Origin of the sequence: Mycobacterium simiae, assembly GCF_008370645.1 — a bacterium.
GTDB lineage: Bacteria > Actinomycetota > Actinomycetes > Mycobacteriales > Mycobacteriaceae > Mycobacterium > Mycobacterium simiae_A.
Genome location: NZ_VTZN01000136.1, coordinates 1 through 14,624, shown reverse-complemented (window position 1 = coordinate 14,624; position 14,624 = coordinate 1). Strand labels below are relative to the sequence as shown.

Sequence of the window (14,624 nt, the reverse complement as noted above, 5' to 3'; positions counted from 1 at the left end):
AGAATACGAGTTCTACGCCCGCCCGGAAAACCAGGAACCCCAAGGGCCAGGGCGCCGCCGGCTGACCGCCACCGTTCCCGTTCGCTTCCCACCCGAGCTCCTGGAGCAGGTACGCGCCGCAGCAGCCGCGGACGACCGGTCCGTCTCGTCCTGGATTCGCCGCGCAGTCGAGCACGAACTCCGCCACCCCGCGTAGACGTCGAACCAGTAGACGTCGAACCCGTGCCCAACGGATTACCGACCGATAAGGCTGGGGAGCTCCGGTTATTTCCTGTGTTCTGTTGTGCCACCACAAGGTGATTAGTCGTTCAACGGCTCCCCAGACCCGGACAATTCCGGTCGCTTCCGGGTCATTGGCGTCGAATAAACGACGACTGATCGACCTCTGACCGTCGCTGAGCGACACACCGACCACGTAGGCTAGGCGCGTGACGATCGAATTGTCGCCTCGCGTGCTGGGTGGTTAGCGCCCGAGTGATTACGCGAGTTTGGTTGCTGAGCAGGTGGACCTGGACAACGTGAGCACTGAGCTGCTTTTGCGGCTGGAGGATCACAAATATCGTTGGGGCTCTACGAATTCGGCCTACCGACGCTACGGAACGTAGGCGGGTGCGCGCGATCATTGATCATTTGCAGGCGGCGGTGCACACCGGTGGGCCGGGAGTGATCAATCCACAGCGTCATGCGCTGTTTACCGCTCACCCCGAGGACTAGCCGATGCTGCGCCACGATCACCGGCCCTTGCGCCGATGGTGTGCATCCTGAATATGAAGCCGGCCGTCGTTAGTCTTTGACTTCGAGGCGTCCGGTGCTCACTCGCGATTGCCACGTGTCAAACACAAATTCAGCAATCGTGACGGTGGCGTTGAGGGCGAGTCGGGCGTGCCTGGCAAGGGCGACGCTGCGTTTTGACTGTCCGTGGCCGATGCCGAGCTCGTTGCGCAGTTCGGCCAACGACTGCACCGTGGTAACGAGAGTTCGGAGGACCTGCTGGGAGGATTCGCTGCCCTTTGCGCTGCCGGGTACCGACTCTGCCTTCAACTCAAGCAAGTCCGCAACCCGTCGATACAGCTGGGGGATGTCTTCTGTCTTCCCATAGTCGATTTGGGAGCGATCGAGGACGATCCTGAACAGGCTCTCGAGCAAGTTCTTCGACGATGAGATCGCCGCCGCTGGATCAGAAGTCAGACCGTCACGGATACGAGCCAAATGCTCTTCGAGAACGGCCGGATCGGTCAAGACTGCACGTTCGCGCAATTTAAGCTCAGGGCTCGCGCCATGGAACGAGTCTCGCCGCCGCCAGCCGCACACCGCGTGGCCACTGATCCATTCCGCCGGGTATAGCTCATAGCCGTCTCGTCCAAGCGCCTCATTGAAAGACTTCAGGAGAGCTGCGACCTCGTCTTCGTCCATGCGGACAACTGGGTGCAGCATCTCCGCGAGGAAGCGCAGAACCACCTCGTCATCGCCGTATTGGAGTCCAAAGCGGCTGTCAGTGAAGACCCAGTCGTCGGGCCAGTCCATCGGGTTGAGGACGCGGTGCTGCCGAATATCGCTGGCAGCATCCTTGAACCGGGTGTCGGTGCTCTTCATCGTCGCGAGGTCGTAGATCCGTCCAAGGAAATCGGGTTCCTCCAGCCGGCCCGACCAGGAAATCCCCGCCAACGCGATCGAGTCAAAGATCTTGTGCCGCGTGATCTGTGTAATGCGCTTCGTCGACACGCCTTTCAGAGCCTCCACCTTGGGTGCGGTGTATTCTTGCGCACGACGACATCGTGCACAGGCGAACCAACCGAATGCAACGTGCACAGCCAGCAAGATCTACAGGCGCTACTCGCCGATCTGGAACAGCCGTCGCTCAATCGGATCGGCTGTGCATTTGGTTCCCGCGCGATGACTCTCCCTCGGCGTCCGCGGTAAGGAAGTGTGGACTTCGAATTGCATCCGCAGAGCCAACGATTGGCGGTCCGCCAGAGGGGTCACCCAAACATGCACCAACGACGACCAGTCACATTTGGTCACGCGTATCCGTCCGACGCCAAACGAACGGCTATACCGTGGTTTCTGGACGAACTGGAGGCAAAATGGGTACGCAACGATTGACTATCCACCTCCTGAGGGATGTGTCGAAGGCGGACGATGCGATTGAGCCTGACAAGGCTCGTAAGGAGGTGCCAATCCAAACTGATTCTTCGATGGTAGGGACTTTCTACTACACATCACGCCCGCCAACACCCCCGTCTTGGGTGTCGTTCGTCCGCGAAGTCGCTCCCAGCCTGCCGACGACGTTAACGTCATCGTCCGCGTCGGGATTACTAATCGTCCAAGCGCACGGCCGGTTTTTCGCGTTGACGTTCGGATATGGAAGAAGCCTTCTCAATCTCACGAAAGTCGAAAGGCAATTCGGGCTGAGGGTTGCGCTCAATCGGATTGATCCGAGGCAACTGCGGAGCATGGATACCAAAACATTTGAGGACCTAGTTGTCACGAAGACAACTCAAGCAAGCAAAAGCGCAGATCTGCCGACATTCGGGGTCGATGTGTCACGAGACATCCTGCGTGCTGTGACAGGCCGGCCCAGGGATACCACCTTGGCGAAGCAACTGACCGGCTCGGACGCATTGGTCCTCAACACGTCGACTTTGGCGAAGGATCTCCCTGATATGCTGTCGGAACTACTAACAGCGTTTTCGGAAAATAACTATAAGGACGATTTCGAATGGATCGACCATCTTGCTTTGGTGAACGACGCCACAATAATACATCAGCTGGATAATCAGCTTGCAGGACAGCTCGCGGCGGGAGACACTTCAACGACACATATGGCGATGCCCGAGGCCATCGATTGGGAAGATATTGAGTCGTTCAAGATCACTGGAACTCGGAACTCGATCTACGAGGATCTTGACATCGATGAATACCTCGCTCGTCTTGGTGACAAACGTGCAGGGATAACGGTAGACCGGCTTCGCGGGAGGCGCGTCTCTGTTGGATTTGCTCGATCGAGCGACTACGACTCGCGGTGGACGCTCTACCAATGCCTGGTATCCGAGCAGCCATATAATTCTGCCCTCTATGCATTGATCGAAGGTCGATGGTTTGCGATAAGCGACTCACTTGCTGCGGAAGTTGACAATTATACAAATTCGTTGCCCTCTGTGGGCTCCACGCTTATCAGTTCGCGATTCGGAGAGGACGAGCGTACATACAACGCGAATTTGGCGGAATCGAATGCAGGGACTTTACTGCTCTTGGATGCGAAAATCAAGCGTCCCGGAGGAGCGACGACAGGAATTGAACTCTGTGACGTGCTGTCTTCGACCGGGGAGCTAATCCACGTAAAACGCAAGTCGCGTTCGTCGACATTGAGCCACCTGTTTTCGCAAGGCGTGGTGAGTGCTAACACATTTATCGGTGACGGTGAATTCCGCGACAAGATGCGCGAAGTGATCGCGACACAAGCTGGGGAAGAAAACAAGGCGCAGTGGCTAGCCATGATACCGCCAAGTGGTCAATCCATAGACCGGAGTAAGTACACGGTGTCGTACGTCGTTATTGCAAGCTCAAAGAAAGAAGGAAATAGTTGGCTTCCGTTCTTTAGTAAGCTGAATTTGATGCAGCAAGCAAAGCAACTGCGAAATCTCGGCGTTAAGGTATCGATATCGAGAGTTCCTGTTGAAGGAAACTAATCCACGGTGATGAAGAGCGCCTGCCCGCAAGCATTCGCTCCCCCGGGCGTGAAGGGTCGACTCCCCGAAGACTCACGATTGCCGGAGGCCGATGCAAGCCCGAGGCGCTTGCAGAGCTTTACGCGTCGAGATCGACCAGAGGGTCGCGCAGCCGTCAATGAGGCCACGGTTGTCGTCAAAATTCGACCCGTCTGACTCCAACAGCAAACGCACAAACCCGTTTCGACCGAGGCAAGAGCGGGTTTTCTGTTTGTGGAGCTAAGGGGACTCGAACCCCTGACCCCCACACTGCCAGTGTGGTGCGCTACCAGCTGCGCCATAGCCCCAAGATGTCGTGCCCATCGAAGCTACACCACTGCCGGGAAGGGTTCAAAGCCGCAGGCCACGACCCTTACCTGATGACCTGATTGACCACCTCCCGGGCGGTCTCCTGCACTTCAGCCAGATGCTCAGGCCCGAGGAAAGACTCGGCGTAGATCTTGTAGACGTCTTCGGTGCCGGACGGTCGCGCGGCAAACCACGCGTTGGCCGTCGTCACTTTGAGCCCACCCAGCGGAGCGCCGTTGCCCGGCGCGGTGGTCAGCTTGGCGGTGATCGGCTCGCCCGCCAATTCGGTGGCACTCACCTGCTCGGCCGATAGCTTGGCCAGCCGCGCTTTCTGATCCCGATCAGCCGGCGCATCCACCCGGGCGTAGGTCGGCGCACCATATTCGGAAGCCAGGGCCTGGTACCGCTGCGACGGCGTGTCCCCGGTGACGGCCAGGATCTCGGCGGCCAGCAAGGCCATGATGATGCCGTCTTTGTCGGTGGTCCACACCGATCCGTCTCGGCGCAGAAATGACGCTCCCGCCGACTCTTCGCCGCCGAACCCGATGGTGCCGCCGAGCAGGCCGTCGACGAACCATTTGAACCCCACTGGCACCTCGACGAGTCGGCGGCCGATGCCGGCGACAACCCGGTCGATGATCGACGAGCTCACCGCGGTCTTGCCGACGGCAATGCCCGCCGGCCAGGACCGCCGGTGCGGGTAGAGATAGTCGATGGCCACCGCCAGGTAGTGGTTCGGGTTGAGCAACCCCGCATCGGGGGTGACGATGCCATGCCGGTCGGCGTCGGCGTCGTTGCCGGTGGCGATCTGGTAGCGGTCTCGGTTGCCGACCATCGTGTGGATGAGCCCTGCCATCGCATCCGGCGAACTGCAGTCCATCCGGATCTTGCCGTCGTGGTCGAGCGTCATGAACCGCCACGTCGCATCGACCAGCGGGTTGACCACGGTCAGCTGCAGGCCATGCCGCTGCGCGATCTCGGTCCAATAGTCGACGCTGGCCCCGCCGAGCGGGTCGGCGCCGATCCGAACTCCGGCCTGGCGAATGGCGGCGATGTCCACCACATTCGGTAAGTCGTCCACATACGCGCCCAGGTAGTCGTGGCGCTGGGCGGCGCGTACCGCCCGCGCGAAAGGTACCCGCCGCACACCTGACCCACCCGCACGCAGAATCTCATTGGCGCGCTTGGCAATTGCTGTGGTCGCGGCGGTATCCGCCGGGCCCCCGTGGGGCGGGTTGTATTTGAAGCCGCCATCGGGCGGTGGGTTGTGCGACGGCGTGACGACAATGCCGTCGGCCAGCGCCTCGCTGCGGCCCCGGTTATAAGTCAGGATGGCGTGACTGATCGCCGGGGTCGGTGTGTAGCGGTCGCGGGAGTCCACCACCGTGAGCACTTCGTTGGCGGCCAACGCCTCCAGCGCCGACACCCAGGCCGGTTCGGAAAGACCATGGGTGTCACGGCCGATGAACAACGGTCCGGTGACGCCTTGCGCCGCGCGGTACTCGACGATGGCCTGGGTGATCGCCAGAATATGCGCCTCGTTGAATGCTCCGTTGAGCGCCGACCCGCGGTGTCCGGAGGTGCCGAACACCACCTGCTGCGCGACGTCGTCGGGATCGGGTTCGATCGAGTAATACGCCGTCACCAGGTGGGGCAAGTCGACAAGATCCTCGGGCTGAGCCGGCTGTCCGGCCCGCGGGTTAGCCTCCATGAGAACCAATTCTGCCCATAAGGTCGCCCCCCGGTGATGGTCAGGCCTTACGCTGCGTAAGCGCACCATTGGCACACCGAAGGGAATCGAGCGGTGGCAACCCATGACTATCGGGAGCTGGCCGCGATTTTCGCCGGCGGCGCATTGGGCGCGCTGGCGCGCGCAGCGCTGGCCACCCTCGCGGTCCCCGACCCAGCTCGGTGGCCGTGGCCGACGTTCACCGTCAACATTGTCGGCGCCTTCCTGGTGGGTTACTTCACCACCCGACTGCTGGAGCGCTTGCCACTGTCGAGCTATCGGCGCCCGCTGCTCGGCACCGGATTGTGCGGTGGGCTCACCACGTTCTCGACCATGCAGGTCGAGACAGTCAAGATGCTCGAACACGGCAATTGGGCCTTGGCCGCCAGCTACACCCTCGTGAGCCTCATCCTCGGATTCTTGGCTGTGCATCTAGCCACAGTCTTGGTGCGCCGGGTGCGGGTGCGCGGATGACGACAGCCCTGATCTGGACCGGTGTCATGCTCATCGGCGGCATCGGGTCGGTGTCGCGTTTTCTGGTGGACCGTTCGGTCGCCCGCCGAATGGCCCGAACGTTTCCGTTCGGGACGCTGACAGTAAACATCAGTGGCGCAGCACTACTGGGATTCCTCGGTGGCCTCGCGTTACCCAAGGACGTGGCCCTGCTGGCCGGTACCGCGTTCGTTGGCGCCTACACCACCTTTTCCACCTGGATGCTGGAAACTCACCGGCTCAGCGAGGAACGCCAAATGCGTGCCGCGTTCGCCAACATCGCCGTCAGCGTCGTGCTCGGTCTGGCCGCCGCGCTACTCGGGCAATGGATCGCGGAGCAGACATGAGCGAACAGAGTCTCAAGTTGACCGCGTACTTCGGCGAGCGGCAACGCACTGTCAGCCATTCCAGTCGGTTCCTGGCCGACACGATGCTGGAACTGTTCGACGCCCATCGCGTCGCGACCAGCGTAATGCTGCGCGGCACCACCGGTTTCGGGCCGAAGCATGTGCTGCGCTGCGACCAGACCCTGAGTTTGTCCGAAGATCCACCGGTGACGATCGCCGCCGTCGACGTCGCCTCCAAGATGCGCCCCTTGGTCGACGAGGTGGCGGCAATGACCGGCTGTGGACTGGTGACCCTGGAGCGCGCGCGACTAGTCACCCGCCACAGCGGCGTCGAAACACTAAGCGACAGCGACAACCGAACCGACGATGCCGCAAAGCTGACCGTCTACGTCGGCCGCCAGGTGCGGATTGCCGGAACCGCCGCCCACTACGCGGTCTGCCAACTGTTGTATCGGCACGGATTCGCCGGCGCCACCGTACTTCTCGGCGTCGACGGCACCGCCTACGGCGAACGCTACCGCGCCCGCTTCTTCGGCCGAAACGTCAATGTCCCGGTGATGATCATCGCCATCGGGTCGTCCCGGCAGGTGTCGGCCGCCGCGACGGAACTGACCACCGCGTTACCCAACCCGCTGCTGACCATCGAACGGGTACGGCTATGCAAGCGCGACGGTGAGTTGTTCGCCCGCCCCCAGCAGCTGCCGGCGACCGATGACCAGGGCCGAAACCTGTGGCAAAAACTGATGGTGCACACCGCCGAAGCAACCCACTACGCGGGGATGCCGATCCATCGCGCCCTGGTATCTCGCTTGATGCAGTCTGAAACGGCTCGCGGCGCTACCGCGCTACGCGGGATCTGGGGCTTTCACGGCGACCACAAACCGCACGGGGACAAGCCGTTTCAGCTCTCCCGTACGGTACCGGTGACCACCATCGTCGTCGACACACCCGAGGCAATCAACCGTAGCTTCAATATCGTCGACGAGCTGACCGGTCGCCATGGGTTGGTGACCAGTGAAATGGTCCCCGCGGCAATGTCGCTCACCGGGTCGGAGGACACCGCCGAGACCGCACTGGCCGAGTACGACTACTGAATGCCACAGCCACCGTCTTGACGAAATTGGCGCGTACCGTCGCTGCGAGACCCCGGGTCGAAAATGATTTGGCGGCACCGGAGTTCGGCTTTGAGCACGCTGGCCACTAAGCCACCCTCGCTAACTTGCCGTGACCTGCGTCGCGGACATCCGCCGAGTATCAGTCGCCCGGCGCTCAACCGATCCAGGCTGGCCGCTTGTTTGGCGACCACCACCGGGTTGTGCTCGGGCAGCAGTAGCACACCGGTCGCCACAGCGATGCCGGAGGAGGCCGCGGCGGCGAAAGCCAGCGCGATCATCGGGTCCAGCCAATCCGCCTCGGCCGGAACCGCGATGACGCCGTCCTCGGAGTAGAGGTACCGCGACACGGGTCGTGGCGAAACCGGCATTGTCCGCAGCGGATGCGATGGCGTCGATCACTGCCCGGTCGGCGCCGGACCCGATTCCCAGCGCATGCAATCCCAGCCGCATCCGACGATCGTCTCATGCCTAACAGCGGCGCTTGAGCAACTTTGCCAGGACAGCGGCGTGACTGGCTTGGATGTCGCGACTGGCGCTGACCAAGGTGATGGTCCCGCCCTTGGCCAGTTTCCGCAGTTCGGCCAGCGCCGGGCTGCCGGACAGTTCCGCCTCGTAGCGCGCCTGGAACTCGTCTAACCGCTCCGGTTGGTGGTGATACCACTTCCGCAGCTCGGCCGACGGGGCGACGTCCTTGCGCCAAATGCCGACCCGCGGGTCATTTTTACCCATTCCTCGCGGCCAAAGCCGATCAACCAGGATGCGCTGGCCGTCGTCTGGTTCGCTATCTTCGTAGATCCGCTTGACCCGGACTTGACGCTTGGCGACCATGGCGTCAGTTCAACCCACCAGTCGCCGCACGCCACATGGCCTGCCTTCCTCATGCCGCTTCGTCGCTGCCGCGAAAGACGTTACGCCGGTCCCCCCGGGCGTTGGGACCAGTTAGCTGAGCAGAGCCTCAGTAATGGTAGGTATCGGTCGGCGCCGGCATGTGGACCGGTTCGTCCTCGAAGTCGGACGCCTCGATGCCGTAGGAACGAGCCAGGTTGAGGATTTTGGTGGCCCGGGCAATACGAGGCAGGTCGGACCCGTTGCGGATCTCTCCCCCGTCGCGTTCGAACTCGGCAAAAAACTCTTTAGCCCAAGCGATTTCGTCTTTCGAGGGGGAAAGACCCTCATTCACCACAGCGCACTGATCCGGCGAGAGACAGATCTTGCCCGTCATTCCGAACTCGACGGAAACCGCTGTGGCCTCGATCAGCTTGAGCGCGTTGGAGCCGATGGTCGGCCCATCAATCGCGCTGGGCAGGTTGGCCGCTGTCGCCGCAATGGTGAAGCGCGACCGCGCATAAGCCAAAGTGACCGGGTCTTCTCCCAACCCGGTATCACGGCGAAAATCACCGATCCCGAAGGCGAGCCGAAAGGTGCCCTTAGCCGCAGCGATCTCGGTGATGCGTTCCAGGCCGCGGGCCGTTTCGACGAGCGCCACGATCGGCACGTTGGACAGCCTTTTTGCGGTCTCGGTGACATGGTCTACGGATTCGACCATTGCCAACATGACCCCACCCACCGAGCTACCGGCCAACGTGGCTATATCGTCAGCCCACCACGGGGTGCCGAAGCCATTGATACGAACCCAGTCGTCATTGCCGTTGCCAAGCCATCGCATCACGTTGTCGCGGGCGGCGGCCTTGTCTTTGGGCGCGACCGCGTCCTCGATGTCTAGGACCACGATGTCTGCACGGGAACGCGCCGCTGCCTCGAACCGGTCGGCATGCGTGCCGTTGACCAACAACCAGCTCCGTGCCAGCACCGGATCAATGCGTGAGCCGGTGTCAGCGGCATCTATCGTGGGGTAGTTGACTTGTTCGTACATTGCCTGTGTCTGTCGTCTTTTCTTTCGCGATCAGTTTCAAGTCCCCAGTGGCAATCGCAGCCACCTGCCGTGCCGACCGGAGGGTGATGAGTAATGATGAACGATTTCGTCGTGGTCTGCCTCACGGTCGCTCCCGAGGATGAGGCGGAGTTTACCGCTTTCTATCATCATCGCTATATCCCGACGCTGCTCGCTGAAGTCCCGGAGCTTCTGACGGCTCGCCACTACGTGGAGCACAACGTCGACGGGACCCTGCGCTACTACGCCAAGCAGCAACTCACCTTTTATGAACTCGCAGACGGGGTCGACGGAACCCGATGCGTGGCCGAACTCAAGACACGGAACGGGCGCGAAGCCGAGTCCAGCGAGTGGCAGGTTTGGGCGCAGCACCGGTTGCGTGGCCTGGAATCAGCGTGCCTGTACCGCCAGCGCTACGAACATCAGCGCACGCCGCCATTCGGAGCTTTTCGCGGGCCGTTCTTCATGGTCAGCGTCGAGACCCGGCCGGAGTCAAAGAACAGCTTCGACCGCTGGTACGAGCAGATCTACCTGCCGCGCAACGTCGCCGACGTGCCGCTGTGGTGCGGCTGCCGGCGCTACGAAAGTGTCGACCGTTCGCCCGGTCGGCAACTCACCATCTATGAAGCAGCCGATACCACCTCGCTTTCAGGGGCATTGGAACAGATGCGCGCTCCATACCGGTTGGGCGAAAACGCCTCGTGGAACGATTGGGATTCGGGTCCAGATCCGGTAATCCTTCGTGAGGACGCGACCAGCTTTCGGCCTGTGTTCCGGTACCCGGACTGATAGGAACCGCGATAATGCCCGCGGTCTCGGGCGTCAAGGCACATTCGTGGCGACCATGGTGTTGGATGGCGGGGTGGCAGATATCAGCCGCAGCCGAACCATCACGGCCGAGCCGCAGGCGATTTGGGACATCCTGGCCGACCTCGATGCCCTCAGCTCGTGGGCTGACGGTGTTGACCACTCGTGTGTGTTAAACCACGGCCCCGGCGGTGGAGTATTAGGCACCACCCGCCGGGTCCAGGTGGGCAGCAACGCGCTGGTGGAACGCATCACCGAGTTCGACCCACCGACCACGCTGGCCTATGACATCGAGGGCCTGCCGCCGCGGCTGCGCAAAGTCGCCAATCGCTGGACGTTACGGCCTAGCGGCAACACCACGGTGGTGAACCTGACCAGCACGGTCGAGGTCGGGGACGGCAAACCGGCGCGCATGGCGGAGTGGGTCGCGCTTCGTCTGATGGCCAAGCAGTCCGAGTCGATGCTTGCCGGGCTGGCGCACCGATTGGAGAGCACCCATGTCTGACCGCCCCGACATCGTCATCGTGATGACCGACGAGGAGCGCGCCGCGCCGCCCTACGAGGCGCCCACCGTGCTCGCCTGGCGACAGCGCACCCTGACGGGCCGCGCCTGGTTCGACCAACATGGAGTTCAGTTCACGCGGCACTACACCGGCTCGCTGGCCTGCGTGCCCAGCCGTCCGACGATCTTCACCGGTCACTATCCGGACCTGCATGGCGTCACCCAGACCGACGGGATCGGCAAACGATTCGACGACTCGCGGCTGCGCTGGCTGCGCGCCGGCGAAGTGCCTACTCTGGGCAATTGGTTTCGAGCGGCCGGGTATGACACCCACTACGACGGCAAGTGGCACATCTCGCATGCCGACCTGCACGACCCGCAGACGGGCGGATCCCTGGCCACCAACGACGATGACGGCGTGGTCGACCCGGCTGCGGTGCAGCGCTACCTCGACGCCGACCCGCTGGCGCCATACGGCTTCTCGGGCTGGGTGGGACCCGAGCCGCATGGGGCCGGCATGGCGAATTGCGGTCTGCGCCGTGACCCGCTGATCGCCGACCGGGTGGTGGCCTGGCTGACCGACCGCTACGCGCGGCGGCGCGCCGGCGACGTGGCAGCGATGCGCCCCTTCTTGCTGGTGGCCAGTTTCGTCAACCCGCACGACATTGTGTTGTTCCCGGCGTGGGTACGACGCAGCCCGCTACAGCCTTCCCCGCTCGACCCGCCGCAGATTCCCGCCGCACCCACCGCCGCGGAAGATCTGCGCGCCAAACCGGCTGCCCAGATCGCGTTCCGGGAGGCCTACTACTCCGGCTACGGCCCGTCGCGGATGATCAGGCGCAGCTACGGACGCAATGCGCAAAGCTACCGGGACTTGTATTACCGCCTGCACGCCGAAGTTGACGGGCCGATCGACCGGGTGCGCCGAGCAGTCACCCAAGGCGGCTCGAACAAAGCGGTCCTGGTGCGCACCTCCGATCACGGCGACTTACTGGGAGCACATGGCGGACTGCACCAAAAGTGGTTCAACCTCTACGACGAGGCCACCCGAGTGCCCTTCGTTATCGCCCGCATCGGCGACAACGCGACCACAGCGCACACCGTTTCGGCGCCGACGTCGCACGTCGATCTGCTGCCCACGCTGCTGGGCGCGGCCGGTATCGACGTAGACGTCGTGGCCGCAGACCTGGCCGAGTCGTTCTCGGAAGTGCATCCGCTGCCCGGCCGCAACCTGATGCCGGTGGTCGACGGGGCATCGGCCGACGAATCCCGGGCCGTGTACCTGATGACGCGTGACAACGTGCTGGAGGGCGACACCGGGGCTTCAGCGTTTGCCCGGCAACTGGGCCGTACGGTGAATCCGCCTGCGCCGCTGCGTATCAAGGTGCCCGCGCATGTGGCCTCCAACTTCGAAGGTCTGGTGGCGCGCGTCGAGGACGCCGACGCGGTTGGCGGTGCCGGGCATCTGTGGAAGTTGATCCGCACCTTTGACGACCCGGCCACCTGGACCGAACCGGGAGTGCGCCACCTGGCCAGCAACGGTATCGGCGGCGAGGCGTATCGCAGCGATCCGGTCGACGACCAGTGGGAACTCTACGACCTGACCGCCGACCCCACCGAAGCCGAGAACCGCTGGCCCGACCCAGCACTGCAAGAGCTGCGCCAGCAGCTGCGGATGCAACTCAAACAGCAGCGCGCGGTGTCGGTGCCAGAGCGCAATCGCCCGTGGCCGTATGTCCAGCGACAGCCGCCGACCGCCGCGTCACAAGGCGTGGTGCGCCGAGTGCTTGGGCGATTCGGGTAGCGATTGCGCCGAGATTGCCGTCATGGTGGTAATCCGTGCGACGACCACAGCCGTAGCGGCAATCTCGAGTGTTCACCTCAGCGGCGCTAATTCCTTCGCAAGCTCGTCCAGATGTCGAAGCGTCTGGTCGCGGGGCTGGGTGGGCAGGTCCAGCAGTACTCGCTCGACCCCCAGCGGCAGGTAGCCTTCCAGGTCTTGTGCCGTCGGTTGCCCCCAGTGGCAGACGGTCACTGGGACGTCCCCACCGGCGATGGCACGCAACTCCTCGAGCGGTCGTGACAGCCGCTGCGGTGAGGTGCTGATCGCGATCCACCCGGCCTCGAGCCGGGCAATGCGCTCGAAGTTTGCCGGTCCCCCACCCACATACAGCGGTGGATAGGGCTTGGTCAGCGGCTTTGGCCAGCAGTAGATCGGATCGAAGTTCAGGTACTTACCGTGGAATTCGGCCTGATCCTGCGTCCAAATCTCGATCATCGCGCGCAGCCGCTCGTCAGTCACCCGGCCGCGCACCGCCGGGTCCACACCATGGTTGGCAACTTCCTCGCGCAACCACCCCACTCCGACGCCGAAGCGAAACCGACCTTGCGACACCAGATCCAGTGAGGCGACCTCTTTGGCGGTCAGGATCGGATCCCGCTCCGGGATCAACGCAATACCGGTACCCACAACCAGCGTCTTGGTGGCGGCCGCCGCGGCCGTCAGCGCCACGAACGGGTCCAACGTGCGGTAGTACTTCCGCGGGATCGGGCCACCTGCGGGGTAAGGACTGTTCGTGTTCACCGGAATGTGGCTGTGCTCGGCAAGAAACAGCGACTCAAACCCGCGCTGCTCCACTCCTACGCCCAGTTCCACTGGGCCTATACCTTCGTCGGTAACAAATGTCAGGACTCCTAACCGCATGCTTGCTCCTCTCGTCACTGCCACTTCCTCGACGCGCCGATGGCCCTACCCGCCACCCCCACACCAGCCTTGTCCGGCACCGCGCCACGTCATGCGGGTGGGTCCGAGACAGCTCGGCAAGGCTGGCACACCACCCGGGCTGAGCGTAGTACCGTTGCCCGGCCGCGACACCGATGCTGCCCGCGACGAGTGCCGCGCCATCGATCGACGTGACCCGCAGCCTAGAAGGCGATCACCTGGGCTGGAATGGGCGCACCGGCGAGCGCTGTTGCACCGGACATGACCATCGCTCTACACGACCGCTTCGTTCGCGAACTGCCTGAATTGGCCGTGCGTTGGCAGGCCGAAACACCCCCCGACGCCCAGCTGATCGTGCTCAATGAGGCGCTGAGCACGGAGCTGGGCCTCGACGTCGCCTGGCTGCGCAGCCCGGCCGGGGTTCGGTTTCTGGTCGGCACGCTGCTGCCCAGCGGCGCGGCGCCGGTAGCCCAGGCCTACGCAGGGCATCAGTTCGGCGGCTACGTGCCGCGGTTGGGCGACGGCCGCGCATTGCTGTTGGGCGAGCTGGTCACGGCCGACGGGCGCCTTCGTGACATTCACCTCAAGGGTTCCGGGCGCACCCCGTTCGCACGCAATGGCGACGGCCTGGCAGTGGTGGGACCGATGCTGCGCGAGTACGTCATCAGCGAGTCAATGCACGCGCTGGGCATCCCGACGACGCGATCGTTGGCTGTGGTGGGCACCGGCCGCCCGGTACAGCGAGAGACGCTGCTGCCTGGCGCGTTGTTGGTCCGCGTGGCCAGCAGCCACCTGCGGGTGGGCAGTTTTCAGTACGCGGCATCGACCGGCGACATCGGCCTGCTGCGGCGTCTGGCCGACCATGCGATCGCCCGCCACTACGCCAGCGCCACGCAGGCGCAGCGCCCCTATCTGGCGCTGTTCGAAGAGGTGATCGGTGTCCAGGCGGCGCTGATCGCCCAGTGGATGCTGGTCGGCTTCGTGCACGGGGTGATGAACACCG

General features: G+C 63.2%; 14 protein-coding genes, 1 tRNA gene and 1 pseudogene. 9 read left to right on the top strand and 7 right to left on the bottom strand.

The annotated features are described in order from the left end of the window. Positions 1-196: YlcI/YnfO family protein (locus F0Q45_RS19115; protein ID WP_149655430.1), on the top strand; the 196-nt coding region annotated here is incomplete at its 5' end. Positions 197-783: 587 nt separating this feature from the next. Here F0Q45_RS19115 and F0Q45_RS19110 read toward each other — a convergent pair. Further along, entirely contained in the window at positions 784-1,740 is a 957-nt protein-coding gene (locus F0Q45_RS19110; protein WP_149655429.1) for an abortive infection family protein, read from the bottom strand. A 56-nt stretch (positions 1,741-1,796) separates the two neighbouring features. Between F0Q45_RS19110 and F0Q45_RS19105 the strand changes: the two genes are divergently transcribed. Next, the gene (locus F0Q45_RS19105) at positions 1,797-3,689 is read left to right on the top strand and encodes a DUF6119 family protein (RefSeq protein WP_149655428.1); all 1,893 of its coding nucleotides are present in this window, start codon (positions 1,797-1,799) and stop codon (positions 3,687-3,689) included. A 253-nt stretch (positions 3,690-3,942) separates the two neighbouring features. Here the strand turns inward: F0Q45_RS19105 and F0Q45_RS19100 are convergent. Both F0Q45_RS19100 and pgm read right to left on the bottom strand, forming a co-directional pair. Next, positions 3,943-4,015: transfer RNA gene (locus tag F0Q45_RS19100), tRNA-Ala, on the bottom strand. A gap of 65 nt (positions 4,016-4,080) precedes the next feature. After that, positions 4,081-5,727, bottom strand: a complete 1,647-nt coding sequence (pgm, locus tag F0Q45_RS19095) for a phosphoglucomutase (alpha-D-glucose-1,6-bisphosphate-dependent) (protein ID WP_149655427.1) — start codon at positions 5,725-5,727, stop codon at positions 4,081-4,083. A gap of 93 nt (positions 5,728-5,820) precedes the next feature. On the opposite strand from pgm, the gene crcB (F0Q45_RS19090) reads away from it, so the two are divergent. From crcB (F0Q45_RS19090) to F0Q45_RS19080, 3 genes are read left to right on the top strand one after another with little or no spacing between them, the layout of a single operon-like run. Further along, on the top strand, positions 5,821-6,219 hold the full coding sequence (gene crcB, locus F0Q45_RS19090; RefSeq protein ID WP_149655426.1) for a fluoride efflux transporter CrcB: 399 nt from the start codon (positions 5,821-5,823) through the stop codon (positions 6,217-6,219). Then, positions 6,216-6,584: a fluoride efflux transporter CrcB gene (gene crcB, locus F0Q45_RS19085; protein WP_149655425.1), complete on the top strand. Its 369-nt coding sequence runs from the start codon at positions 6,216-6,218 to the stop codon at positions 6,582-6,584. The genes crcB (F0Q45_RS19090) and crcB (F0Q45_RS19085) overlap by 4 nt, the downstream gene beginning before the upstream one ends. Further along, a complete protein-coding gene (locus tag F0Q45_RS19080) occupies positions 6,581-7,678 on the top strand; it encodes a DUF190 domain-containing protein (RefSeq protein ID WP_149655424.1) in 1,098 nt (365 codons plus the stop codon). Before crcB (F0Q45_RS19085) ends, F0Q45_RS19080 begins: the two co-directional genes overlap by 4 nt. A 152-nt stretch (positions 7,679-7,830) precedes the next feature. Here F0Q45_RS19080 and F0Q45_RS19075 read toward each other — a convergent pair. The 3 genes and pseudogenes from F0Q45_RS19075 to F0Q45_RS19065 all read right to left on the bottom strand — a co-directional run. Further along, a pseudogene (locus F0Q45_RS19075) lies at positions 7,831-8,149 on the bottom strand (LLM class flavin-dependent oxidoreductase); the annotation flags it as partial. An 18-nt stretch (positions 8,150-8,167) separates the two neighbouring features. Continuing rightward, positions 8,168-8,527, bottom strand: coding sequence for a DUF488 domain-containing protein (locus tag F0Q45_RS19070; RefSeq protein ID WP_149655423.1), 360 nt, complete (start codon positions 8,525-8,527; stop codon positions 8,168-8,170). Between the two features lie 127 nt (positions 8,528-8,654). After that, the gene (locus tag F0Q45_RS19065; RefSeq protein ID WP_149655422.1) at positions 8,655-9,572 is read right to left on the bottom strand and encodes an HpcH/HpaI aldolase/citrate lyase family protein; all 918 of its coding nucleotides are present in this window, start codon (positions 9,570-9,572) and stop codon (positions 8,655-8,657) included. Positions 9,573-9,665: 93 nt separating this feature from the next. On the opposite strand from F0Q45_RS19065, the gene F0Q45_RS19060 reads away from it, so the two are divergent. From F0Q45_RS19060 to F0Q45_RS19050, 3 genes are read left to right on the top strand one after another with little or no spacing between them, the layout of a single operon-like run. Then, positions 9,666-10,379, top strand: coding sequence for a hypothetical protein (locus tag F0Q45_RS19060; RefSeq protein WP_188113024.1), 714 nt, complete (start codon positions 9,666-9,668; stop codon positions 10,377-10,379). A gap of 55 nt (positions 10,380-10,434) precedes the next feature. Beyond that, on the top strand, positions 10,435-10,902 hold the full coding sequence (locus F0Q45_RS19055; protein ID WP_149655431.1) for an SRPBCC family protein: 468 nt from the start codon (positions 10,435-10,437) through the stop codon (positions 10,900-10,902). Continuing rightward, on the top strand, positions 10,895-12,703 hold the full coding sequence (locus F0Q45_RS19050) for a sulfatase-like hydrolase/transferase (protein ID WP_149655421.1): 1,809 nt from the start codon (positions 10,895-10,897) through the stop codon (positions 12,701-12,703). The genes F0Q45_RS19055 and F0Q45_RS19050 overlap by 8 nt, the downstream gene beginning before the upstream one ends. A 72-nt stretch (positions 12,704-12,775) precedes the next feature. On the opposite strand, the gene F0Q45_RS19045 is transcribed toward F0Q45_RS19050, so the two are convergent. Beyond that, a complete protein-coding gene (locus F0Q45_RS19045) occupies positions 12,776-13,603 on the bottom strand; it encodes an LLM class F420-dependent oxidoreductase (RefSeq protein WP_149655420.1) in 828 nt (275 codons plus the stop codon). 246 nt (positions 13,604-13,849) lie between these two features. Between F0Q45_RS19045 and F0Q45_RS19040 the strand changes: the two genes are divergently transcribed. After that, positions 13,850-14,624 (top strand): protein adenylyltransferase SelO family protein (locus tag F0Q45_RS19040; protein WP_188113023.1); only part of this gene is annotated, 775 nt, incomplete at its 3' end.

Coding starts and splice junctions, on each gene's coding strand:
- F0Q45_RS19050 (WP_149655421.1), top strand. CDS start 10,895: ATGTCTGACCGCCCCGACATCGTCATCGTGATGACCGACGAGGAGCGC.
- F0Q45_RS19080 (WP_149655424.1), top strand. CDS start 6,581: ATGAGCGAACAGAGTCTCAAGTTGACCGCGTACTTCGGCGAGCGGCAA.
- crcB (WP_149655425.1), top strand. CDS start 6,216: ATGACGACAGCCCTGATCTGGACCGGTGTCATGCTCATCGGCGGCATC.
- pgm (WP_149655427.1), bottom strand. CDS start 5,727: ATGGAGGCTAACCCGCGGGCCGGACAGCCGGCTCAGCCCGAGGATCTT.
- F0Q45_RS19045 (WP_149655420.1), bottom strand. CDS start 13,603: ATGCGGTTAGGAGTCCTGACATTTGTTACCGACGAAGGTATAGGCCCA.
- F0Q45_RS19065 (WP_149655422.1), bottom strand. CDS start 9,572: ATGTACGAACAAGTCAACTACCCCACGATAGATGCCGCTGACACCGGC.
- F0Q45_RS19070 (WP_149655423.1), bottom strand. CDS start 8,527: ATGGTCGCCAAGCGTCAAGTCCGGGTCAAGCGGATCTACGAAGATAGC.
- F0Q45_RS19055 (WP_149655431.1), top strand. CDS start 10,435: ATGGTGTTGGATGGCGGGGTGGCAGATATCAGCCGCAGCCGAACCATC.
- F0Q45_RS19105 (WP_149655428.1), top strand. CDS start 1,797: ATGCAACGTGCACAGCCAGCAAGATCTACAGGCGCTACTCGCCGATCT.
- F0Q45_RS19060 (WP_188113024.1), top strand. CDS start 9,666: ATGATGAACGATTTCGTCGTGGTCTGCCTCACGGTCGCTCCCGAGGAT.